Here is a 23,263-nt window from a genome sequence, read left to right as displayed (position 1 = left end):
TTGCGTACCATTTGTTTTGAACCAAAATCAAAATTCGTGGGATGAGACAAAAAAATTTTCTTTAGCTTTGAAAATCGATAAAAACATTTTAATTTCGATAAACCGATCCGAAATTGAAAAATAACGACTAAAATAACTTGATATTTAAAAGTATGAATTATTCAGGTATAATTAGGTGGATTAGTTTTGTAGTTATAGGAGGATAACAATGGATATTGCTATTGTAGGAGCTGGAATTTCTGGTTCCAATGTATTAAAAAGTTTAATAACCCATCCGAATTTCCAAGCGGATGACTTAATTGATGTCTATGAACCCCGTCAGTCTCTAGGCTCAGGATTACCTTATGAACCAACTGATGACGAATCAATTATGTTAAACACCTCTTCGGATGTGTTGAGTGTGGATGAAAATAATGAATTAGATTTTACGGAATGGTTAGAACGTCATTTTAAAGAACCAACGAATTTTGAGCAACTCGTTTCACGGCCACATTATGGAAAATATTTAGTGGAGCGCTTTTCCCCATTCTATACGCACGAACAAGTACGCCACGTTCAAAATACTGTTGTTGACGTTGAAGTGCTAGATGCTGCAACAAAAGAACCAGCAGATGACACACAAGACGGCAATTTTGTGTACCGTATTAAAACGGAAGACGGCTGGCAAGATAGTGTCTATGATGCGGTATTCTTTTCAGTCGGACATCCTGAATACAATGATTTCTATGATTTAAAAGGTACTGAAAATTATATTCATAACCCTTACCCAATGAAAGAAAAATTGGCAAATTTTGACAATAATCAAAAGATTTCAGTTGTTGGAAGTGGTGCTACAGGTGTTGACTTGATGCGTTTCTTCATGTCAAATTATGAATTAGAGCAACCTCTAACATTTTATGATTTAAAAGAACCGTTTTACTGTGTAGCTATTCCTTATGAGAAGGATGATTTTACATATCATTTAACAAAAGATTGGGTGGAAGAACAAAAAGAAGTACACGGTGGGTTTATTCCGCTCCAAGTCATACTCGATACGATTAAAGATGATTTAAAACAAGAGAATGCTGAGCCTATGGCAGTTTATAATCGTTATAAATCAGGAACGCTAGACGTTTTCCGCAAAGCATTTGATATGAAAGACCAGGAATTGGCAGCTGTTCAGAAATACGCGGCTAATTCTGTTCCAAATCTTCCGCATTTATATAATGCATTGTCAGGTGAAGACCAACAAAAGTATATGAAAAACTATCATCAGATTATGTTGTTTTTCAAAACGAAAGTACCTTATTACAGCTATCAGTGGTTATTTGAATTAATCGATGCGGGTAAAGTAGAAACCGTTGCTGGTTTAAAAGAAGTAAATGTTTTAGAAAATGGACGCTTCCAATTTGTGACGGAGGATAGCAAAGCCGAAGCTGATATTGTCGTTAACGCGACAGGTTTTATAAACAATATTGAAATACTGACTAAACACTCTGAGTTAATTAAAAATCTGTTCCATCGCCGCTTAATTATGCCACATGTGAATGGGAAATTTATCTTAGTCGATTGGCCACAGTGTCGTGTGATTAACCAACAATATGGACGTATGGATAATTTATTCTTCCTCGGTCTATTAATTGGTGGAACACAACATGAGAATAATGATGCCGGGCAAACGATTCAGCAAGCCCAATATACAGCAAAAGCGTTTATGGACGAACGATAATTTAACAATGAAATGAGCTCAGAACCCTTTGTGGTTCTGGGCTTTTTTGTTCACATGCGTATAAATTTCGGAATGGCCGGATTATTGTTATATTAAGGGTACGCAAATGGAACAAGCTATATGAATGCAAGAGGAATTTATATGGAAATCGAAGGTTACGAAAAATTAACGCTATGAGGTAAAAAAGTATTCGATCGAACACATGTGGAGCATAAGAAAGTTGTAGATGACGAATCAACTCAACTGCTTGTATGTCATTCATATATTCATAAAATAAACTTTGAACTGGAACGGTTAATTCGTTTAGTCGGATAAGTTTAGTGTTCCTTCATATAGATAGTAAATTTCTAAAGTATCATTATTTCCTGGTTCCCAATAATATTTTTTCTCAGCTACGCGGGATAGACCTTTGTGTTCATAGTATTGATAATCAGAAGAATTGTCGGTAAACAAATAGAAATTTTCTGCTTGATGTTGTTTAAGGTAATCATAAAAATAATTATACAACAGTCCATCAATACAGCATAGTTCGAGGTCCTTCTTTTAAGATATCTGAGAACTTGACCTGTAATCCAATTGCAGCTAAAGCAGCGATCTCAAATTGATTGCTGATGACTTCCGAGCTGTGAATCATGAGGGAAGGCAAAGGCAGAAAGCTTCTAAGCACGAACAAAATGAAGAAGCCGATAATAAACCAAGGAACAGTCATTAGACTAGCATTCTTTTTCACTTCAGAAGTTGAGCTAGTAGTCGTTTTAGAAAATAGCGATTCTTCCTCTTGGGTATTTAATTTGCTGAAACATAAGGCTACACCAACAATGAGGAGAACTCTCATGAGTTTAAAGACAATGGACAAATTGGTTACGTCGACGCTGACCAGCTTTGCTGAAGCAACGACTTGTCCTATAGATTGGACCGTTCCTCCGATCAAAGCAGATGTTTGAACGACTTCATTTTGATACAGAATAGAAGAGAGGATAGGCAATAAGACCATCAATATCGTACCGATGACATTGACTATAGTAATAGACATGGCTTTATCTTTCTTATCAGCTTCAATCACCGGAGCAACGGTTCCGATAGCAGAAGAGCCACATACTGCGTTACCTGTACCCATCAATAAAGACATCTTTTTATTGAACTTCATAGTTCGACCAATCCAATAAGCAAATAATATCGTCAAGATCATTTGGAGAATCACAAAGATAAACCCGGTAGAACCAACTTGCTTGATGATCTGAAAATCTAAAATCATCCCATTTAATACAATCGACCATTCTAAGAGTGTTTTTTCAGAAAATTTAGTTCCTCTTTTTAAATAAGGTTTGTTCAAAAAGGTGTTTCCTAGAAGGATTCCTAAAAAAATGGCAATCAATGCTGCACCTATGTTCGGTATAAAATTGGTTAAATACTGACTAATGAATGAAATTATGACGCTGATCATTAAACCAGGTAAGATGGAACGATTATTTTTCATTTGAGGATACATATTATACCTCCTCCAATTTTTTATTTATAGGATTATCATATAAGGTAATTTGTATAAAATAAAATAATCATTTATTATATCTTTATAAGATAACCTTATGAAGGGGGTGTTTGAAATGCTAGATTACCGATACCAAATGTTTCTTAAGCTGACAGAAGAAATGAATTACACAGCAACAGCCAAAAGACTGCACATTACTCAACCCGCTGTCACTCAACACATCCAATATTTGCAACAGGAATTAGGAGTCGAACTGATTCGCTATGAAAACAGACAACTATCCTTAACAGCTAAAGGCAAGCAACTGCAAAAGGATCTTTATTTGCTGCAAAGAGAGATCAGTAAAGTACAAAAACAATTGGCCTCTACTGTAGAACGCACTACTCTTACATTTGGAGCTTCTTTGACAATCGGGGAATATATGATGCCGGACATCATTGAGTCGTATTTAAATCAATACCCAACACATGATATTTCGATGGTAATGGACAACACTCAACACTTAATCGAACTATTGGAACATGGGAAAATCGATTTTGCACTTGTGGAAGGAGAATTCAATCAATCTGTATTTGAATTTCAAAAGATTGCTGAGGAACCATTTATCGCGGTCTGTTCTGAGAAATGCTCTTTATGGAAAAAAGAACAAAGCATAAATAACTTATTTTCTACGACGATTTTGGTGCGTGAAGAGGGATCTGGATCACGGCGTATTTTTGAAGCAGCCATAAAAAATAAAGGAGTCCATTTAGATAGTTTTTCAAAAGTTATGACAATTGGAAGTATCGGTGCAATAAAAAAACTGGTGGAAAAAAATTTAGGTATTACTTTTGTGTATCGAAAAGCTGTTGAGGAAGAACTGAAAAACGGCATCTTAAAAAAGATTCCGTTAAGTGATTTTAATGTAGTCCATCCGTTTTATTTGATTTATTTGAAAAGAATTCAGTTAAGAGAAGTGGAAACAATAGAAAAGTTTTTAAAATTAATAGAATGAACAAATAAAAAATAAAATTTGAAAATTGATTTTACAATCGGAGGTACCTTAGTTTACTCCATAGTTAACCGAGTGCATATTGCACAAGTTTTTTTCTAGTGAATTAAAAATCCTTAAATTTAAAATTCCGGGTATTTAAAATTAAACATTAATTCTTATACATAAAGGCATCCTTTTGATAACCTTCCGTTAAAAATAATTTCTATACTATTTTTAACGGAAGCTTTATTTTTTTTTGAAATAAAAATTATGTTGCAAATTTGTAAGGTAGGTATCACTTTAAATGGATGCTCAAATTAAAAAATAATGTTCTTTTAGATATTTAAGTTGACGGGATTATTAAACTGTGCTATTTTTAAAACGTAATCATTACGTTTTAAAAAGAAAGGTGGACCATATATGCGAGTAAAAGTGATACTTGAATGTATTGAAACAGGTGAGAGGAATTATCACACAACTAAAAATAAACGAACTCAACCAGAACGGTTAGAGTTAATGAAGTACTCTCCTAAATTAAGAAAGAAAACTATGTATAAAGAAACTCGGTAGTTCACTTAGTTATAGAATTTTTATGCTGTTATGTACAAGTCTTTTTTTCTTATACATAAATCCAATTTATCTTTTTTGTAAATGCAAACTTAGAGTTGCAATAAGGCCATAAAGTAGAAAGTACGGATCATACAAACTGTTTATAAAAAGGAGAAATTTATGGTATACGATTGCGTGATTATTGGAGGAGGCCCTGCAGGTCTTAGTGCAGCACTTGTTTTAGGAAGAGCCAAACTTAATGTTCTTTTGATTGACAATAACGACCCGCGTAATAAAGTAACAAATGAATCGCATGGATTTATCACGAATGACAGTTTATCTCCATTCACTATTAGAGAAAAAGCAAAAAAAGACCTCCTGAAATACTCAAATATTCAACTGATATCTGACACTGTTGCCGATATTTCTGATCAACGTTCTTTTTTTATCATTGAAACGCTAAAAAATAAATTTGAAACAAAACGAATTATTTTAGCAACAGGCTTAAAAGAAACTCTTCCTACTGTTAAAGGGTTAGAGTCAGTATATGGCGATTTATTTTTTAACTGTCCTTTTTGTGATGGTTGGGAGTTGAAGGATCAGAAATTAGCTATCATTGTCGAACAAGAAGAACACTTATTACATTTTTCAACAATGATTTTTCATTGGAGCAAACAATTAACTGTTTTAACAAATGGTATGAAAGTTGCTGATTCTATTAAATCAATTCTTTCCAAAAATAAGATTGAATTGTTTGAGGATAAAATTGAATCCATTGAAAAAAAGGAAAGTAAAGGTAAAATCAATTTACACAACAGTCAATCTATAGAAGTTTATGGAGGATTTTTAATACCTCGGTTTGAATTGAATCTGGCTTTTACTAAAAATCTTTCGATAACATTAAACGATGCAGGCAGAATTCAAACGGATGAATTTGGAAGTACATCGTTCAAAAATGTTTATGCAGCTGGAGATAGTAATGCAACATTTGGAGAACAACTCGTTCACTCAGCAAGTTCCGGAAGTAAAGTAGCATCCGGAATCGTAAAAGAGATTGCTTTTGGGAACTTTATTACGAATGTATAAGAAATAAAGATCATTGATTATAAAATGGCTCTATTGGTTTATCAATTTTTAGGTACTGAATGTTAGATAAATAGGAAATGAGGAAATGAATAATGGCTAAAAAAAGTAAAATTGAAAAACATAAACGCCAACAAGCAACAGTTGAAAAATATACTGCTATTCGAAAAGAGTTAAAAGCAGATGGAAATTATGCAGCTTTACAGAAGTTGCCTCGCGATGCTTCACCAACTCGCTTACATCATCGTGATCTTACAGATGGTCGGCCAAGAGGTTACATGCGCAAATTCGGCATATCAAGAATTACGTTCAGAAATTTGGCTCATGCTGGACTTATACCCGGTGTAAAAAAAGCCAGCTGGTAATACTTTAGGTTTTAGTAAACTATTAAATAAAAAACGGCATCAACTAGAAGATATAAACAGTTACTAGTTAGCCATATTTAATGAAATTAAAGATTAGGAGAAAATAGGATGTCTGAAAAAGAAGATTTAGCGAGTGCTAGACGAAGAATGAAAAGTCCAAATATAAAAACAAAGAAACGTGCATTGAAAATTATTTTAGATGATAAAAGAAGAAAAAAAGGAATTAAATAAATTTTTATTCTGCATCGAATGTACGATCAAGCTAGATAAAAATTAGTTGATTCTAACTAAGAACACAAAAAAAAGCACCCGAAAAGTTAAATTTTTGGGTGCTTTTTATTTAATAATTAGAGTTATAGTAATTTTCGTGCAATAGATTTAATCGATGAAGTTTTATAAAAAGTAGCGAATTAAATATCTTTTCCTACTGTAATCCAATCTGCTTCATTAATTAAACTAGCATACCCTAATTGAAGTGTACTTATAGCGATTAAAGAAAAAACATCTGTATGCAAACCATCAAATGAGTTTGAAAACATTTTTTCGAGTCCATTTTTTGTATTTTGCTTATGTGTATTCACGTAACCATTAAGAAATAGAAGACTCAATTAGTTCAAGTTCTTCTCCATTAATAAATGTAATAACTAACTTCATGTTATTACATCTCCTTTCTAGGAGTATTGCACACAATATCAGAATTACGAATTATTATGACCTTTATTAAAAATTAAGTTGAAAAATATAGTCAAATTAGCCATATTCACAATAAAAATAGTTTGAAAAAATGTCATAAGTATTTTAGTTATTAGTCACTAATAGTTTTATTTAATTTTGTATTAAACGATTAGGTACATATCTATATTTATAGGTCTAATAGCTCTACTTTCTTTTTGTTGAATTCTTCTTGATTGATAATTTCCAAATTTAAAAGTTCTTTGTATTCTTTTATTTGTTCAATATTACTTTTATAATTCGACACAAGAGAGGCAGATTTAGATTTTGTAGTTTTAAAGTTTATTAATTGAGCATTTTTAGAAGAATTACAAATAATTTGTATGCTGAATTCTTCTGAATTTGTTACGTTTCTAAATTTTAACGTAGCTGTGCCAGGAACTTCTACTAGTTTTTTTGTTTTAACATACTGAATATTATCTTCTGTAACTGAATTATTTTTATCTTTTTTCTTATCTTTACTTCGTCCTCCGGCATAGGCACCTGCTATTGTACCTGGACCTGGGAATACCATCGTGCCTAAAATTGCTCCACCAATAATTTTTTTCAGTTTAGCTTTTCTCTTTGATTTATTTTTTTCGTTGGTAACAGACATCCTATGCTGTTTTGATTCAACAACAGTATTGTAGATGGGCCCATCAAAGACGTATTCAAGTAATTCAAAATAAACAGGATCCTTTTTATTGAAAAAGACTAAACCATCTTCATTTTGCTTCATTTCTCCTAAACCAGCAAAACTAATACCAACTTTTTGTCGTCCATTTTTGATCTGTAATAATGATTTATTAACCACAGTCATTTGATTCCCTCCAATGTTTTCTTTTGACACATTCGTTATTTAAAAGAAAAAAATTTAAAAATTATTTTAAATCACCAGGCAGCTTGGTTAAAGGATATATAGGAGTGCCGTTTCTGTTGTTTTCAAAATAAGAGAAGGAAACCCTAGTTGTTCTTACTGTTTTTGAGGAAGTATAAAATAAAGTGAAATCAAGAGTAGAATCATTATTGGAAATGAATAGAGAGTGATTTGGTATAATTTAGCTGTTTTCTTAGAAGTATCAGCCGGATTAAACATATTGAGTCCCATTTTGTATTTTTTAACAATATGGTAAAGAAAAAGTGAAAAAAACAATGACAACAAACCTGAGTAGAAAATCCAATTTGAATCAAAATCGGCAAATAATATCCAAGCGAACATTAAAGCATTACCTAGTGGATTGATCCATTCTGGTTTATTGTTTTTGTACTTAATAAACGAAATCAAAGCCCATATCAGCAAAATTGGAATAGCGATTAATGATAAAACATCTATAAACCTTTCCATTAAAGAACCTCCATAATGTTACTTTCACTGTGTTTATGTATGACATTTTTTCTCAGAAAATTATTCTGGCTCGTGTTCTATATCTTTTCTGTGTTAGTTAATTTATATCAGCCGTATGTGTATTTGCTAATAGTGTGCATATATATAACGTCTTTTATATAATTGATTTTAGCACTATAAAAGCACATTGTGTATCTGAAAATAGAAAAATACCTACTTTAGTACATAAAATATCTAATAACTATGATTTTTCGAAGATTAGTGTTGTAACAAACGATTCAATGGGGATTGAGATCAACATAAATGCAGAGAGGTGACGTGAAATAGTTCCTATCTAGTGTCAAAAGCGTATCGTACAAACCGTTCTTTTATGTGTGTATTTTCTAGTAGGCTAACTACATCGAGTTGAGAGTGCTTTCTGATATAGGCACCAGAAAGGAGGGAGAAATATGATGTATAACTATAGAGTTTTAATACTCCTTTTGGAATCGTTTTTTATATTAAATTAATTCATTAGTGTAGTAATTGATAATGAAATTGTTAGTTTAAAGAATATTTACAATGAAATAGTAAACTGCCTCGCACATGAAATGCAAGGCAGTCGATGAATCTATTGGTTAATTTACCTAGTGATTGATTTAGTTTGGTTGTTCTTCATAAGTGCCATCTTTATAAATTTTATATGTACCAGCAGTTCCAAAACCTTCTTACTATTGTAAGGATTAGCTTATTAATTTCAAATTAGAAGGGTCTCCACCTGATTCTAAAACTTCATAGACGATGTTTGCACTATCGGCTTCAATTCCAATTTCCAGGTTGTTCTTTATTAGAATAAAAGCTTCTTTTTCAGCATTGACGATACTTTCAGATGTACTTGGAGTACTTTCTGCGTGTTCTTCCAAGCTATTTGAGCTTGGTGATTCACTTTGTTTATCAGAATTCGATGTATCGCTTTGTGTAACGGAAGATCGTGAAGAAGCTTATCTATTTTCATTGCTAGTACCACATTAGAGTATAGCACTTCAAAAATTGTATTAAAAATATTGTAGAGTAATCAATTGATAAAAATATTTTGTTTGTTACTTCAAGGTTTATCCTGTATTATTATTCGAGAATGTAAATTCAATTATTGTGAAGATGGATTGAAAAAACGGAAAAAGAAGTTTCCTTTAATCAAGCAATTATTTACAACCTCTCAACGCACGTAGAGTGTGTATTAATAGGAACAAGGTGGTGTGAAAAGTGAACTCAAAAGAAAAAATGTTAGAGTTAATTAAAAAGAAACAAGAAGGTGGCGGAAAGTCTAAACAAGCCAACGCGCCAAAAAATGATTTTAAAAATATGCGAAAAGGTCCAAAGATTTTTAATAAGCAAACGGGCTTATAATTAAAAATATACATCCAAACAGGTAGCACCCCTAAAAAGGTTAGAGTGAAATCTAATCTTTTTAGGGGTGCTTTTCAGTGTGGATTATTAAGATAATCATTAAAATAATACTTTCTTATGAGGCATCCGATGGCCTTTGTAATCAAATGCCTGGCTAAGATAATTTGGAGGATTTGATACGTTAAATTTTTGTACGACTAATTGATTACGATTATTAATGACTGCTTCAATCTTAATTTCTGAACCTAGTTGCACCTCATAAACAAAGCCAAAAGCTTTTTTACCAGCAACCAGACAATTATATTTACGGCCATCTGATAGTAGAGTGAATCTGCATAGTGGTGTGCCGTTTTTTGTATTGAGCACTTTAACATCTGAATCAACTTTTCCGGTAATCATAGTGGTGTTCATAATTTTCCCTCCATTCATGTCAATTATAATCCGTAAGATGAGTCCATTTTTTTAGACTAATAAATTGAATGTTGCGAATCTCATCAAAATCAACTTTTGTATCATTTACATAGATACCCAATTCATCTCCACCAACAATAAGACCAACAACATCATCTTTATAACAGCCATTTTGATCGACTGCTTCGATTTGAATTGCAATGGATTTATTTTTTAAGATAGATTCATTCACTACTGAAGCAATTTCTTGTGGATCCATTTGTTGTTTTTGAGGATTGACCTCATGTCTTTCGTTTGTCAATTTTTCTTGTACAGCTGTATGTTCTGATAAATAGAACCCTGCCCATTTCTTTATGCCACGATCGTGGTATTCCTTATTTAAATAATTCATTGTATACCCTCCATTCCGCCAGCATGACCACCAACAAGAGAACTGCGGTTGATAGCTGTTGCGCCATCCATAAGACTACTAGCATGTACTAATGATTGAAAACCGTATTTATCTCTTATTTTATCCACTAGCAAATCTAATTTTTCATTTGTAATTTGTTCAGTAGGATTTTCAAATAAATCCAATTGGATATCACTCGTATAGACTAATTTTGAATACGTGATGCCTATATGCCGCACAGCTTTATCGTCTTCGTAATACTTATTAAAAATTTCAAAACAATAATCAACGAGCTTTTTTGTATTAGAAGTACTTGGTATCTTTAACTGGCGAGAAAAGCCAGATTGTTCTTCATACTTAGAGTAACTTATGGAGAGGCTGATAGATCCAGTTTGACAATGATGCTTTCTAATTCGAGTAGCAACTTGTTCTGCCATTTCACGGATAACAATCTTAATTTCTTGTCTTTTAAAATAATCTTTTTTTAAAATCTGGGAATTCCCGTAACTTTTTTCTAATGGTCGATACGAATCTCTAATGTCGCTGCGATCGATGCCCCAAGCGTTAGCATAAAGTTGTTCGCCAATAAGACCTAAAGAATCTCTCAATTGATAGAAGTTTGCGTGAGCTAAATCATAGACCGTCTTAATTCCTAAACTATTTAATCGTTTCTCGGTTCGACTTCCGATACCCCACATATCTGTCAGGTGTTCAATTTTCCAGACGGTTTTAGGAACGTCTTTGTACCGCCATTCGGTGATAAAATCTGAATTGTGTTTGGCTTCATTGTCTAAAGCAAGTTTTGCCATTAGCATATTATCGCCAATGCCAATCGTTACGTATAAACCGGTTTTCTTGAAAATATGGTATTGCATCATTCTGGCCATATCATAAGCAGTTTTTCGTTTGAAAAGTTTTAAACTCCCCCTAACGGATACAAATGATTCATCAATACTGTAAATATGTAAATCTTCATCGGAAACGTACTTACGAAAAATATCGTTGATTTCAGTGTTTTTTTCAATATAAAAGCTCATTCTAGGTGGTACGATGATCAAATCAGGATGAGGAGGGATCTCCCACTTTCGAGAAACGTTACTAATACCTAATAGTTTTTTGGCCATAGGTGAAGCAGCCAACACTAAACCACCAGAATTTTCTGCATTACTCATGACAACAAGTAATGCTTTAAGGGGATGCAAACCACGTTCCACACATTCGACAGAAGCGTAAAATGATTTAACATCGATGCAAAAAATATCATTGCTTTTTTCTTCAACATAATTGAATTCCATCATAACCCCTCCTTTCTATTTTCATTATACGAACATGTGTTCGTTTTGTAAAGCGAACACTCTCAAAAAAATTAGATCTGGAGAAAATTTTTATAACGCAAGTCGTTTTTTCCAGGGATCTCCATAAAAAAAGTTGTTTTTACTTGACTTGAAGTTAACTCAAAGGTGTATCCTAATAGATAAGTAATGAACTTAGTAAAATAATTTTAATTAAAGTGTTCAGCAATTAAGTAGAAATAATGTAAGAAGGGATTTAATCATTCGTGAAGGGGATAAAAAAATGGAATATACAAAATTAGGAAATACAGGTATGGATGTTTCAAAAATTTGTCTTGGGGCCATGAGTTTTGGGGATCCAGAAAAATGGATTCACAAATGGGTACTAAATGAAGCTGAAAGTCGTCCAATCATTAAACGAGCGTTGGATCTTGGAATCAATTTTTTTGATACAGCAAATATCTATTCACTTGGAAGAAGCGAAGAAATTTTAGGCCAAGCATTAAAAGACTATGCGAACCGAGATGAAATCGTATTAGCAACAAAAGTTCATGGACAAATGTTTGATGGTCCAAACGGCGGAGGACTTTCAAGAAAAGCTCTTCTTTCTCAAATAGACCAAAGTTTAGAGCGGTTGCAGACAGACTATGTTGATTTGTATATTATTCATCGTTGGGATTACAATACACCGATTGAAGAAACGATGGAAGCCTTGCATGATATTGTAAAAGCTGGCAAAGCAAGGTATATAGGAGCGTCTTCGATGTACGCTTGGCAATTTCAAAAGGCACAAAATATTGCAGAACAGAATGGGTGGACCAAATTTATCTCTATGCAAGATCATTTAAATTTGATCTACCGTGAAGAAGAACGCGAAATGTTACCTTATTGTTTATCGGAAGGTATTTCTTTGACACCCTATAGTCCTTTAGCTTCAGGACGATTGACTCGAGATTTATCTATTCAAACCAAACGTACAGAAACAGATAAAATCGCGCGTCTTAAATATGATAAAACAGCTGATCAAGATAGTGAAATTATTGGAAGAGTTGCGCAGTTAGCGGAACGTTACGATGTTAGTAGAGTACATGTGGCACTCGCTTGGCTTTTGCAAAAAGAGGGAGTGGCAGCACCGATCATTGGAGCAACGAAACTTGAACATGTTGAAACGGCCGTTGCTGCAGTTGATTTTAAACTTACCCAAAAAGATATCAGTTTTCTAGAAGAACCGTATATTCCACATGACATTGTCGGCTTCTCATAAAAAATGATTAACGTGTGAAAGTAAGGGAAATGAACTAAGGTAAAGTCAACAAGCGTAATGGCAAGAAGACCGTAATGCTAAAAAGATAGCCAGCATCTATTTATTTTGTAAATGGACTGAGTGGATCAAAAAATCCATGGATTAGTTTGATTATTTTCTGATTCACTTTTATTGACTTAGAGTGAACTCTAAGTTGTATGCTGTCATTAGCATTTAAATAAAAGAGGAGGTTATGATAGGTAGCATTGAAGGCATTAAAGAGGGTATCAGTCGGCGTTATATAAAGAAAAACAGGTAATTATTTATGAGAGAAGGAAAATAAATGTCAAAAGTTATTGTTATTACGGGAGCATCAAGCGGTATTGGAAAAGAAACGGCCTTGATTATGGCAAAAGATGGGGCCAAATTAGTTTTAGGTGCTCGTCGTGAGAACTTATTACAAGAAATCGTTAAAGAAGTAGAAGCATTAGGTGGAGAAGCTGTTTATGCAGTCACAGATGTTACAAAAGCTGACCAAGTAGAAGCTTTGGCAAAATTAGCAGTAGATAAATTCGACCGAATCGATGTTTGGGTAAACAATGCAGGTATCATGCCCCAATCGTTACTGAAACAAAAGAAAATTGAAGACTGGGATGCTATGATCGATATCAATATCAAAGGAACGTTATATGGTATCGGGGCTGCCCTTCCGTATATGGAAGAGCAAAAAGCTGGTCAATTCATCAATATCTCTTCAGTCGCAGGACATATGGCTCATGCAGGTAGTGCGGTTTATTCTGCCACTAAATGGGCTGTTCGTGCTATCAGTGAATCGTTACGAGAAGAAGCTGCGCAAGATGGATCAAATATCCGTGTAACGATTATCTCGCCAGGTGCGATCAATACAGAATTATTAAGTTCAGTGACAGATAAAGAATTCCAAAGTAACTTTGAAGACTTTTATAAAGCCTATGGCATCTCTGCTAATCGGGTAGCTTTAACGATCAAACAAGCGATTGATTTGCCCGAAGATGCTACTTGGAATGAAGTGATCATCCGTCCAACTAAGCAAGAGAGGTAACACTATAAAAACTTTTTAAAGTTTTGCATCTCTGATAGGTTTTTGTTACGCAATTAATCAATCGATAAAATTTATAGGAGGCACTAAATATGGAAACTGTTACATTAGCTAATGGCATAAAAATGCCGATTTTAGGTTACGGAGTATACCAAGTAGATGATTTAGAAGAATGCGAACGGGTGGTAAGTGAAGCCATTGAGGTAGGGTATCGCTCTATCGATACTGCGCAAGCTTATGGAAATGAGTCAGCTGTTGGGAATGCTATTAAAAACAGTGGGATCCCAAGAGAAAAATTCTTCATTACCACAAAAGTATGGATTTCAAATGCTGGCTATGAAAAGGCTAAAGCTTCTATTGATGAATCAATGCGGTTATTACAAACAGACTATTTAGACCTCGTTTTGATCCACCAACCGTTCAATGATTATTACGGTACTTACCGTGCGTTGGAAGAATACTATAAAGCTGGGAAATTAAAAGCTATCGGGGTAAGCAATTTTTATCCAGATCGATTTATTGATATTTCTGAGTTCAGTGAAATCCCACCAATGGTAAACCAAGTAGAAACACATGTGTTTAACCAACAAGTGGAAGCTCAAAAAATTATGGAAGAATACAACACTCAAATTGAATCTTGGGGACCGTTTGCTGAAGGTAGAAATGATTTCTTTAACAATGAAACATTGCGAGAAATTGGAGATAAATACGGTAAATCCGTAGCTCAAGTAGCTTTACGTTATTTGATTCAACGCAGTATTGTTGTCATTCCGAAAACAGTCACAAAGGAACGCATGATCCAAAATTTTGATGTCTTTGATTTTTCATTAACGGATGAAGATATGGCTACGATTCTAGAATTGAATCAAAAAGAAAGTTTGTTTTTCTCTCATTCTGATCCTAAAACGGTCAAATTTTTAACCGGCTTAGGCAAAAAAAATAAAAGTTAAACAACTATCAAATTAAAAAAAATTAAATCGTTCTCATAAAATTACTTTGAAAGAATAAGTAGATTTCACTATCTATTTATTCTTTTTTTTGCTAATATAGTTACCTGTGGTAATTATATTAGGTAATTTAATTTAAGGAGGAAAGAGTAATGGATAGTAAACTATCTGAGGAATATATTGATGCCTGTTTGAACGCAAAACAAACGTTACGTTTTTTACCTGAACCGCCTCCGGAAATACAAAAAAGACATATTTATATTATTAAAACCTTGTACAATTTGTCAAAAAAATTAACGGAAGTGCGTGTAAGTGACGTTGCTGAGGAAATTGGTTTAACGCTGCCCAGTATTACGAAAAACATCGCTTTGCTAGAAACGTTAAGTTACATCAAAAAAGAACCGAATGCAGCAGATAAGCGAGTAGTAAATATTCGATTAACCGAAAAAGGGTTATTGTTGCATCAAGAAATTGTGTATGACTTTCACTATAAAAATGGTCAAATTTTAAAAGATATTCCGGAAGAAGATATTCGTTTGACGATAAAAACGATTTACCGGATATATGCTTTAATGGAGCAGGCGCATTCGCTTGATTAAAAGGAGAGAAGTTTAATAATGTATAAAACGTTAATAAAATCACTGCGACAATACAAGAAACCTTCATATTTAACGATGCTATTTATGGCATTGGAAGTGGCTGTTGAGATTTTTATCCCCTTTCTCATGGCAAAAATCATTGATAACGGATTAATAGCAGGGGATCTCAATTATGTTTTGAGAATAGGGTCACTAATGTTTGCATTGGCGTGTCTTTCTATGCTGCTTGGAGTATTAGGCGGAAAGTTTTCTGCGGACGCTGCAGTGGGATTTTCAACGAATCTTCGCCAAGATATTTACAAAAATATTCAAACATTTGCTTTTGATAATATTGATAAATATTCCTCATCCAGCTTGATCACGAGGCTTACAACAGATATTACAAATATCCAAATGGCTTTTCAAATGGTATTAAAAACGATTATTCGAGCACCTTTCATGATCGCCTTTGCCTTTGCGATGGCAGCTTATACGAATTTGAAATTATCTTTAACGATTTTAGTCATCGTTCCCATCGTAGGCTTTATTTTAATTGCCCTTATCTACCGCGTGCATCCTTATTTTATTGCGGTTTTTAAAAAATATGATCGATTAAATCAAACCGTACAAGAAGACATTAACGGCGTACGCGTTGTAAAATCATTTGTTCGTGAAGAGAAAGAAATCGAAAAATTTAAAGTAGCTTCTTCAGATATCAAAGATTTATTTACAAAGGCTGAAAAAATTACGGCTCTTAATGCTCCGATTATGCAGATTGCCATTTATTCTAGTTTACTTCTTGTTTATTGGTTTGGAGCAAGGTATGTTGTTGGTGGAACAATGAGTACGGGTGAATTAACAAGTTTCATCACATACATGATGCAAATCTTAAGCAGTATTATGATGATTTCGATGATCTTTATTATGATCGTAATTTCTGAAGCTTCAGTAGAGCGGGTTGCTGAAGTTTTGCAAGAAAAAGCAACCTTAACGAATCCTAAGAACCCAATCACCACCATTGAAAATGGGGACATTGAGTTTAGAAACGTTCAATTTAAATACAATGAACTATCCGAAGAGTCCGATTTGAGTCAGATTAATTTCACAATCAAATCTGGTGAAACGATTGGGATCATTGGTGGAACAGGTAGTGGTAAGACTTCACTGATCCAACTGATTCCTAGGTTGTATGATACGACTGAAGGAGAAGTCTATGTCTCAGGACGTAACGTGAAGGAGTACGATTTAGTAACGTTGCGTGATCAAATTGCAATGGTATTGCAAAAAAATACGTTATTCTCCGGAACGATCAGTACCAATTTGAAATGGGGAGATGAAGAAGCATCTGAGGCAGAAATTCGACGTGTCGCTAAGTTAGCTCAAGCAGATGATTTTGTGCAATCTTTTCCAGATGCTTATGAAACGGTACTAGATCAAGGTGGTTCAAATGTATCTGGTGGTCAAAAACAACGGTTAACGATCGCACGTGCTTTATTAAAACAACCTAAAATTCTAATTCTAGATGATTCTACAAGTGCTGTGGATACGAAAACAGATGCCTATATTCGAAAGGCATTTATAGAAGAAATTCCGAATACAACGAAGATTATTGTGTCGCAACGTATTTCATCTATTCAAGATTCTGACCGCATCATCGTATTAGATGAAGGGAAAATCAACGGAATTGGCACACATGAAGAATTACTAAAAAACAATACAATCTATAAAGAAGTATATGATTCTCAAGTAAAGGGAGGGACGATAGTTGAAAAATAAACCAATCACGAAACCAACTGTTAGTCCATTAAAAATATTTAAAAGAATTCTTTCTTACGCGACGACTAAGCAGTATAAATTACGGATCATCATCGTAATTGTCAGTATCATCATTAGTGCAGCTACCAATGCGATTGGGATCAGTTTTACGAAAACGCTGATTGATGATTACATTGCTCCGCTTCTTACTCAAGAAACACCTGATTTCTCGGGTTTAGCACGCATTATCGGTTTAATGGCGCTGTTGTATTTGACTGGTGCACTCTTCACTTACATTTTTAATCGCACAATGGTTACTGTATCACAGGGAATCTTAAAAGATATCCGAGATGAAATGTTTACGCATATGGAATCTTTGCCTATCCGTTATTTCGATAGCAATGCAACGGGCGATATTATGAGTCATTACACGAATGATACAGATACGTTAAGACAAATGATCAGCCAATCGATTCCACAAATATTTTCGGCGTTGGTTATGATTTTATCAATCATTATTGCGATGTTTATTATTAATATACCAATGACCGTAGTTGTTTTAAGTATGTTAGGGATAATGATCCTGGTCATTCGTACAATTGGTAGTAAAAGTGGCCGTTACTTCTCAATACAACAAGCTGCATTGGGAACGTTGAATGGTTATGTAGAAGAAATGATTGAAGGCCAAAAGGTTGTGAAAGTATTTAATCATGAAGAAAAAGCAATTGCTGATTTTAATGAATTAAATGAAGTGTTAAGAGAAAATGCTACAAAAGCAAATACGTATGCAAATATTTTAATGCCGATCATGGGAAATATAGGAAACTTTATGTATTTATTAACAGCTGTCATAGGATCTGTTCTTTCGATTACAGGACTTACGGTTTTAACAGTAGGGAGTATCGCATCTTTTGTTCAGTTCACCAAAAGTATCACCATGCCTGTAGCACAAATTTCGCAACAATTTAATGCGATCATCTTGTCGCTAGCAGGAGCAGAACGTATTTTCAATTTATTGGATGAAAAACCTGAAGAAGATAGTGGAACGATCGAGTTAGTAAATATTACTAAGCAAGTTGACGGAAGAATCGAAGAATCTGCTCAACGTACCGGTCAATGGGCTTGGAAACAACCAACGGCGACTAATGAAGCTATGTATACAGAATCAACGGGTGATGTGCGTTTTAAAGATGTAACATTTGGCTATAATGCCAATAAAACGATCCTTCATCACATTGATTTATTTGCAAAACCAGGTCAAAAAATTGCGTTTGTTGGAGCAACTGGAGCTGGGAAAACAACTATTACCAACTTGATCAATCGCTTCTACGATATTCAAAAAGGAACCATCACTTACGATGGCATCGATGTTAAAAATATCAAGAAAGATGATTTGAGAAAATCTTTAGGTATTGTATTACAAGATACGCATCTGTTCTCAGGAACCATTAAAGATAATATTCGTTACGGCCGTTTAGATGCTACAGATGACGAAATTGAAGCGGCGGCAAAACTGGTCAATGCTGACTTTTTCATCAGACAATTGCCACACGGGTATGAAACAGAGTTAACTGGGGATGGCGGTTCGCTTTCACAAGGCCAAAGACAATTATTGGCAATCGCTAGAGCAGCTGTAGCGAATCCTCCAGTGCTGATTCTTGATGAAGCGACGTCTAGTATTGATACGCGTACGGAGAGGGTTGTACAGAGCGGAATGGACGCATTGATGAAAGGCAGAACGGTATTTGTGATTGCCCATCGCCTATCAACTGTACGCAATTCTGATGCGATCATGGTCATGGATCAAGGACGCATTATCGAAAGAGGAAATCATGAAGAGTTGATTGCTCAAAAAGGAGAATACTACCAATTGTACACTGGTGCATTTGAGATGGACTAACAGTACGTTTTAGGTCAAGCGACTAAAAAGCCTTATTGAAGACGATAATCGTCGTCAATAAGGCTTTTTTAATTGGCTCTAAGTCAAATGATGTGGGTGATTTTAAAAAAATTCTTCTGGAATAAGTGGGTTTGTTTGTAGAGAGTCACGTGTTTTGTAAAATAAACAGATTTCCATCCTCTTTTCTGATCATGGCATCCGGTTAGTTTTCAAAATATCTTTAGCTGAAATGAGTTTCTTTTTATCTAAGGGTTCTTTTATTGTATACTAGTAAATGAAGCATTAGTCACTAAAAATGAAATACACTAGAAAGAGGAATACATTTGAATTTTTGGACAGATCAAACAAAAACAACGGAAGAAATAGCGCAAGATTTACTTGGTTGTTTGGTTATCAAAGAAACAGATGAAGGGGTGACATCTGGTTGGATCGTAGAAACAGAAGCTTATTTAGGTGAGATAGATGAAGCTGCTCATAGTTATGGCTTAAAAAGGACTCCTCGTCTGGACTCTATGTATAAAGAACCTGGAACAATTTATGTCTACAGCATGCACACGCACTTAATGCTAAATGTAGTTGTTCAAGAAAAAGGGGTACCAGAAGCCATTTTAATACGCGCTATTGAGCCTTTAAAAGGTGTAACACTAATGTCTGAAAGAAGAGGAAAGGTTGGCTTTGCAGTAACAGATGGACCCGGAAAACTAACTAAGGCAATGGATATCACTAAATTGGATGATGGGACATCCGTTGCAGAATCGCCTTTGCTCATAGATATAGCTACAAGGAAAACACCTAAAAAAATTCAATCATCTCCTAGAATAGGCGTCCCCAATAAAGGCGAATGGACGGATGCACTGCTCCGATATACTGTAGTAGGAAATCCATATGTATCAAGAAAAAAAGGTGCAATAGAAACAGATTTTGGTTGGGAAGAACCAATCAACTAATGGAGGCGGAAATAATGGCACAAGAATCAGTATTAGATTATTTAGGCGAAGCGTTAGAAGAAAATGACTTTGAATTTGATTGGAAATTAGAATGGGATAAAAAACAGCACGCGATTGAAGTTTATTTTTCGATTTTCGCTGAAAAAAATGAAGAAAATATTGTGATTGAAGACATTGAAGGAACAACAGCTCAAGGCGATATTATTCAATTTGAAGATGCTATCTGCCTTTTTGATCCTAAAAAATCAAAAATTCAAATGGATAACTACTTAAAAGCCTTCCCGGTTGATTTTAAAATAGGTATCGAAAAAGGATATATTGATGCACTTTTAAAAACACTGCGTATCGTTGTAACAGAAGGACAATCTGATTTGTTAGATTTTGCTACTGACCCAACAATCGAAGAATTTGAATTAAACTGGAACGATACCAATTTTGATGGAACAATCAAAACATTAAAAGATATCAATCGTTATAACGAAGAAAAACTTTCTTATCCAAAGTACTAAACTAGTCACAACTAAATGAATGATTAATTGGAGGTAAAGCAACAAGATGAAGTGGATTGAATTACAAATACAAACCTCAAATGAAGCTGTAGAAGCTGTATCGAATATTCTTATTGAATCAGGTTCCCAAGGAGTAGCTATTGAAGATAGACAAGATTTTTTAAATAATCCTGATGATGGATTTGGTGAAATATGGGCATTAGATGAAGCGGATTTTTCTAAAGAAGGGGTGATCATAAAAGCCTATTTTCCAGATACGCTATTTTTACCTGAATTGGTTCCAAACATTAAACTTAGAATCAATGAACTCAAAACATTCGGCTTAGATATTGCACCAAATAGTGTGAAAGTAGATGAAGTTGCGGAAGAAAACTGGGCTACGGCTTGGAAAAAATATTACCATCCTTTGCAAGTAACGCGCTTTCTAACGGTCGTTCCAAGCTGGGAAGAGTATGAGCTACAGCATCCGGATGAACGTGTGATACGCCTAGATCCTGGTTTAGCTTTTGGTACAGGTACTCATCCAACAACCATGCTTTCTTTACAAGCTCTTGAAACGTATATTCGTGGCGATGAAACCATTTTAGATGTAGGGACAGGTTCAGGTGTATTAAGTATTGCTAGTAAAGCTTTAGGTGCCAAGCATGTTCATGCCTATGATTTAGATGATGTGGCTGTAAAAGCAGCCGTTGAAAACATTGAGTTGAATGATTACGCTACAGATATTATTGTAAAAGCCAATGATTTGCTGAAAGGTGTAACGATCGAAGCTGATATCGTAGTAGCCAATATTTTAGCAGAAATCATCATTCCACTTATACCGGAAGCTTTTGAAGTGTTGAAACCAGGCGGTCTATTTTTAACTTCAGGAATCATCGAGGATAAAAAAGAGCTTATTCTTTCTGAACAAAAGAAACAAGGCTTTACGATCATCCAAGTACAACAAATGAAAGACTGGTGCAGCATTGTCGCTCAAAAACCATTAGCGGAGGATGAATAAATGCAACGCTATTTTTTAAACGAAGATTTAACAGATTATCAAAATCAAACTATTTCAATTGATGGAGACAGTTTTCACCATATGATAAAAGTGATGCGGATGAAAGTCGATCATCGTGTGTACCTGGTAACAAAAGATCAGAAAGCTTTTATTGCCAAAATCAATGCAATTGAAGAGAAAAGAGTTCTTTTAAGTTGGGTCGAAGATGATCTTAGACAACAAGAATTGCCAATTGAGGTAACGATTGCTAGTGGACTTCCTAAGGGCGATAAGTTAGATTTGATTGTCCAAAAAGGAACAGAATTAGGTGCAAGTGCGTTTATTCCCTTTGCAGGGTCGTTCTCAATTTCAAAATGGGATGCCAAAAAAGCCGTTAAAAAAATTGAGCGGTTGCAAAAAATTGCACAAGAAGCAGCTGAACAATCGCATCGCACAAAAATTCCAACACTTCAGCCACTTGCTTCGGTAAAGCAGCTGATTGAGATGAAAGAACACTTTGATGTCTGTTTAGTCGCTTATGAAGAAAGTGCTAAAGTAGGAGAAGATCAAAATTTTGTTAAAGGATTAAAGCAGCTGCCTATTGGCGGGAAGTTACTCATTATTTTTGGTCCTGAAGGTGGGCTATCTAAAGATGAAGTAGATGCATTCATTCAGAATGGCTTTTTGCCTTGTGCATTGGGCCCAAGAATTTTAAGAACAGAAACCGCTCCACTATATGCATTAGCAGCGGCTTCGTACCACTTTGAGTTAATGGATAAGTAAGAAATTTCTTTTGCTCCGAACCAAAAAATCGAGTATAATGAAAATGCTATCATCAAGATAAGAAAGAGGGATATAATATGACAGTCGAATTAAATAAAACAATTGATCACACATTATTAAAACCAGAAGCAACGGAAGCACAAATCAAAACGCTTTGTGAAGAAGCAGCCAAGTATGATTTTATGTCCGTTTGTATAAACCCAACTTGGGTTAAAAAAGCGGCAGAATTACTTAAGGGTACAGACGTAAGAGTATGTACAGTCATTGGTTTTCCTTTAGGAGCTAATACATCTGAAGTAAAGGCTTTTGAAGCAGAAAATGCGATTCAAAATGGTGCAACTGAAGTAGATATGGTCATCAACATCGGTGCTCTTAAAGGTGGAAATGACGCTTTAGTTCAACGCGATATTGAAAGTGTTGTAGCTGTTTCAAAAGGAAAGGCATTATCAAAAGTAATCATTGAAACAGCCTTATTGACTGATGAAGAAAAAGTACGTGCATGTGAACTGGCTAAAAAAGCTGGAGCTGATTTCGTGAAAACATCTACTGGTTTTTCAACAGGAGGAGCAACACTTGAAGATATCAAATTGATGCGCGCAACTGTAGGACCTGATATGGGTGTTAAAGCAAGTGGCGGTGTTCGTACACAAGAAGATGCTAAACAATTTATCGCAGCAGGAGCTACTCGTTTGGGATCTTCAAATGGCTTAGCAATCGTAAACGGATAAATAAATTCAAGTCAAAATAACCAGCAAACTGAATAAATAAGCTAGAAAGAATAGGAGTCTGAAGCGACTTTTATTCTTTTTTTCATAGAATAATTTACAAAAGTAAAAATAAA

General features: G+C 34.5%; 27 protein-coding genes. 18 read left to right on the top strand and 9 right to left on the bottom strand.

Annotated features, from left to right (window positions below):
• Positions 1-208 precede the first annotated feature (208 nt).
• Positions 209-1,708 (top strand): FAD/NAD(P)-binding protein, encoded by a 1,500-nt coding sequence (locus BP17_RS07170; protein ID WP_035052971.1) that lies wholly within the window; start codon positions 209-211, stop codon positions 1,706-1,708.
• Positions 1,709-2,011: 303 nt separating this feature from the next.
• Here BP17_RS07170 and BP17_RS07165 read toward each other — a convergent pair whose 3' ends face one another.
• Complete coding sequence (locus BP17_RS07165; RefSeq protein WP_035052970.1) at positions 2,012-2,215, bottom strand: hypothetical protein; 204 nt, start codon at positions 2,213-2,215, stop codon at positions 2,012-2,014.
• A 7-nt stretch (positions 2,216-2,222) separates the two neighbouring features.
• Positions 2,223-3,197: a YeiH family protein gene (locus tag BP17_RS07160; protein ID WP_035055284.1), complete on the bottom strand. Its 975-nt coding sequence runs from the start codon at positions 3,195-3,197 to the stop codon at positions 2,223-2,225.
• A gap of 115 nt (positions 3,198-3,312) precedes the next feature.
• Here BP17_RS07160 and BP17_RS07155 point away from each other — a divergent pair, with 115 nt between their 5' ends.
• From BP17_RS07155 to BP17_RS13560, 5 genes are all read left to right on the top strand, one after another.
• Positions 3,313-4,191, top strand: a complete 879-nt coding sequence (locus BP17_RS07155) for a LysR family transcriptional regulator (RefSeq protein WP_035052968.1) — start codon at positions 3,313-3,315, stop codon at positions 4,189-4,191.
• Between the two features lie 399 nt (positions 4,192-4,590).
• On the top strand, positions 4,591-4,740 hold the full coding sequence (rpmG, locus tag BP17_RS07150; protein ID WP_035052966.1) for a 50S ribosomal protein L33: 150 nt from the start codon (positions 4,591-4,593) through the stop codon (positions 4,738-4,740).
• Between the two features lie 159 nt (positions 4,741-4,899).
• The gene (locus BP17_RS07145) at positions 4,900-5,805 is read left to right on the top strand and encodes an NAD(P)/FAD-dependent oxidoreductase (RefSeq protein ID WP_035052964.1); all 906 of its coding nucleotides are present in this window, start codon (positions 4,900-4,902) and stop codon (positions 5,803-5,805) included.
• Between the two features lie 92 nt (positions 5,806-5,897).
• The gene (gene rpsN, locus BP17_RS07140; RefSeq protein ID WP_035052961.1) at positions 5,898-6,167 is read left to right on the top strand and encodes a 30S ribosomal protein S14; all 270 of its coding nucleotides are present in this window, start codon (positions 5,898-5,900) and stop codon (positions 6,165-6,167) included.
• 108 nt (positions 6,168-6,275) lie between these two features.
• A complete protein-coding gene (locus BP17_RS13560; protein WP_198022524.1) occupies positions 6,276-6,398 on the top strand; it encodes a putative metal homeostasis protein in 123 nt (40 codons plus the stop codon).
• Positions 6,399-6,577: 179 nt separating this feature from the next.
• On the opposite strand, the gene BP17_RS13755 is transcribed toward BP17_RS13560, so the two are convergent.
• The 4 genes from BP17_RS13755 to BP17_RS07120 all read right to left on the bottom strand — a co-directional run bounded on the left by BP17_RS13755 (position 6,578) and on the right by BP17_RS07120 (position 9,125).
• The gene (locus BP17_RS13755) at positions 6,578-6,706 is read right to left on the bottom strand and encodes a hypothetical protein (RefSeq protein ID WP_269544478.1); all 129 of its coding nucleotides are present in this window, start codon (positions 6,704-6,706) and stop codon (positions 6,578-6,580) included.
• A gap of 323 nt (positions 6,707-7,029) precedes the next feature.
• A complete protein-coding gene (locus tag BP17_RS07130; protein WP_035052955.1) occupies positions 7,030-7,698 on the bottom strand; it encodes an SHOCT domain-containing protein in 669 nt (222 codons plus the stop codon).
• A 153-nt stretch (positions 7,699-7,851) separates the two neighbouring features.
• Positions 7,852-8,223, bottom strand: a complete 372-nt coding sequence (locus BP17_RS07125) for a hypothetical protein (RefSeq protein WP_035052951.1) — start codon at positions 8,221-8,223, stop codon at positions 7,852-7,854.
• Positions 8,224-8,945: 722 nt separating this feature from the next.
• Positions 8,946-9,125 carry a hypothetical protein gene (locus tag BP17_RS07120; RefSeq protein ID WP_035052947.1) on the bottom strand — a complete coding sequence of 60 codons (180 nt, stop codon included), beginning with the start codon at positions 9,123-9,125 and terminating at the stop codon, positions 8,946-8,948.
• Positions 9,126-9,465: 340 nt separating this feature from the next.
• Between BP17_RS07120 and BP17_RS13555 the strand changes: the two genes are divergently transcribed.
• Positions 9,466-9,609: a hypothetical protein gene (locus BP17_RS13555; RefSeq protein ID WP_035052944.1), complete on the top strand. Its 144-nt coding sequence runs from the start codon at positions 9,466-9,468 to the stop codon at positions 9,607-9,609.
• A 99-nt stretch (positions 9,610-9,708) separates the two neighbouring features.
• Here the strand turns inward: BP17_RS13555 and BP17_RS07110 are convergent, their stop codons facing one another.
• Genes BP17_RS07110 through BP17_RS07100 form a run of 3 tightly spaced genes read right to left on the bottom strand, consistent with a single transcriptional unit; the run spans position 9,709 to position 11,706 of the window.
• On the bottom strand, positions 9,709-10,020 hold the full coding sequence (locus BP17_RS07110) for a single stranded DNA-binding domain-containing protein (protein ID WP_035052941.1): 312 nt from the start codon (positions 10,018-10,020) through the stop codon (positions 9,709-9,711).
• A gap of 19 nt (positions 10,021-10,039) precedes the next feature.
• Complete coding sequence (locus tag BP17_RS07105; RefSeq protein ID WP_035052938.1) at positions 10,040-10,411, bottom strand: hypothetical protein; 372 nt, start codon at positions 10,409-10,411, stop codon at positions 10,040-10,042.
• Positions 10,408-11,706, bottom strand: a complete 1,299-nt coding sequence (locus tag BP17_RS07100) for a Y-family DNA polymerase (protein ID WP_035052936.1) — start codon at positions 11,704-11,706, stop codon at positions 10,408-10,410. Before BP17_RS07100 ends, BP17_RS07105 begins: the two co-directional genes overlap by 4 nt.
• Before the next feature lie 280 nt (positions 11,707-11,986).
• Between BP17_RS07100 and BP17_RS07095 the strand changes: the two genes are divergently transcribed.
• The 11 genes from BP17_RS07095 (at position 11,987) to deoC (ending at position 23,150) form a co-directional block, all read left to right on the top strand.
• On the top strand, positions 11,987-12,967 hold the full coding sequence (locus BP17_RS07095) for an aldo/keto reductase (protein WP_035052933.1): 981 nt from the start codon (positions 11,987-11,989) through the stop codon (positions 12,965-12,967).
• Between the two features lie 322 nt (positions 12,968-13,289).
• Positions 13,290-14,027 (top strand): SDR family oxidoreductase, encoded by a 738-nt coding sequence (locus tag BP17_RS07090; protein ID WP_035052931.1) that lies wholly within the window; start codon positions 13,290-13,292, stop codon positions 14,025-14,027.
• An 89-nt stretch (positions 14,028-14,116) separates the two neighbouring features.
• Positions 14,117-14,974: an aldo/keto reductase gene (locus BP17_RS07085; RefSeq protein WP_035052929.1), complete on the top strand. Its 858-nt coding sequence runs from the start codon at positions 14,117-14,119 to the stop codon at positions 14,972-14,974.
• A 149-nt stretch (positions 14,975-15,123) separates the two neighbouring features.
• A complete protein-coding gene (locus BP17_RS07080) occupies positions 15,124-15,570 on the top strand; it encodes a MarR family winged helix-turn-helix transcriptional regulator (protein ID WP_035052926.1) in 447 nt (148 codons plus the stop codon).
• An 18-nt stretch (positions 15,571-15,588) separates the two neighbouring features.
• The gene (locus BP17_RS07075; RefSeq protein WP_035050832.1) at positions 15,589-17,325 is read left to right on the top strand and encodes an ABC transporter ATP-binding protein; all 1,737 of its coding nucleotides are present in this window, start codon (positions 15,589-15,591) and stop codon (positions 17,323-17,325) included.
• A complete protein-coding gene (locus tag BP17_RS07070; protein WP_035050831.1) occupies positions 17,315-19,204 on the top strand; it encodes an ABC transporter ATP-binding protein in 1,890 nt (629 codons plus the stop codon). Before BP17_RS07075 ends, BP17_RS07070 begins: the two co-directional genes overlap by 11 nt.
• A gap of 323 nt (positions 19,205-19,527) precedes the next feature.
• A complete protein-coding gene (locus BP17_RS07065; RefSeq protein WP_035050830.1) occupies positions 19,528-20,151 on the top strand; it encodes a DNA-3-methyladenine glycosylase in 624 nt (207 codons plus the stop codon).
• Between the two features lie 14 nt (positions 20,152-20,165).
• Positions 20,166-20,660 (top strand): DUF3013 family protein, encoded by a 495-nt coding sequence (locus BP17_RS07060; RefSeq protein WP_035050828.1) that lies wholly within the window; start codon positions 20,166-20,168, stop codon positions 20,658-20,660.
• A 46-nt stretch (positions 20,661-20,706) separates the two neighbouring features.
• A complete protein-coding gene (gene prmA / locus BP17_RS07055) occupies positions 20,707-21,660 on the top strand; it encodes a 50S ribosomal protein L11 methyltransferase (protein WP_035050827.1) in 954 nt (317 codons plus the stop codon).
• The gene (locus tag BP17_RS07050; RefSeq protein WP_035050826.1) at positions 21,661-22,422 is read left to right on the top strand and encodes a 16S rRNA (uracil(1498)-N(3))-methyltransferase; all 762 of its coding nucleotides are present in this window, start codon (positions 21,661-21,663) and stop codon (positions 22,420-22,422) included. It abuts the gene before it with no gap.
• 77 nt (positions 22,423-22,499) lie between these two features.
• A complete protein-coding gene (deoC, locus tag BP17_RS07045) occupies positions 22,500-23,150 on the top strand; it encodes a deoxyribose-phosphate aldolase (RefSeq protein ID WP_035050825.1) in 651 nt (216 codons plus the stop codon).
• The last annotated feature ends 113 nt before the right edge of the window (positions 23,151-23,263 follow it).

The sequence above is a fragment of the Carnobacterium pleistocenium FTR1 genome (genome assembly GCF_000744285.1).
Classification (GTDB): Bacteria; Bacillota; Bacilli; order Lactobacillales; family Carnobacteriaceae; genus Carnobacterium_B; species Carnobacterium_B pleistocenium.
The sequence above is the reverse complement of the archived record's forward strand: the minus strand, read 5'-3'. Positions and strand labels throughout refer to the sequence as shown.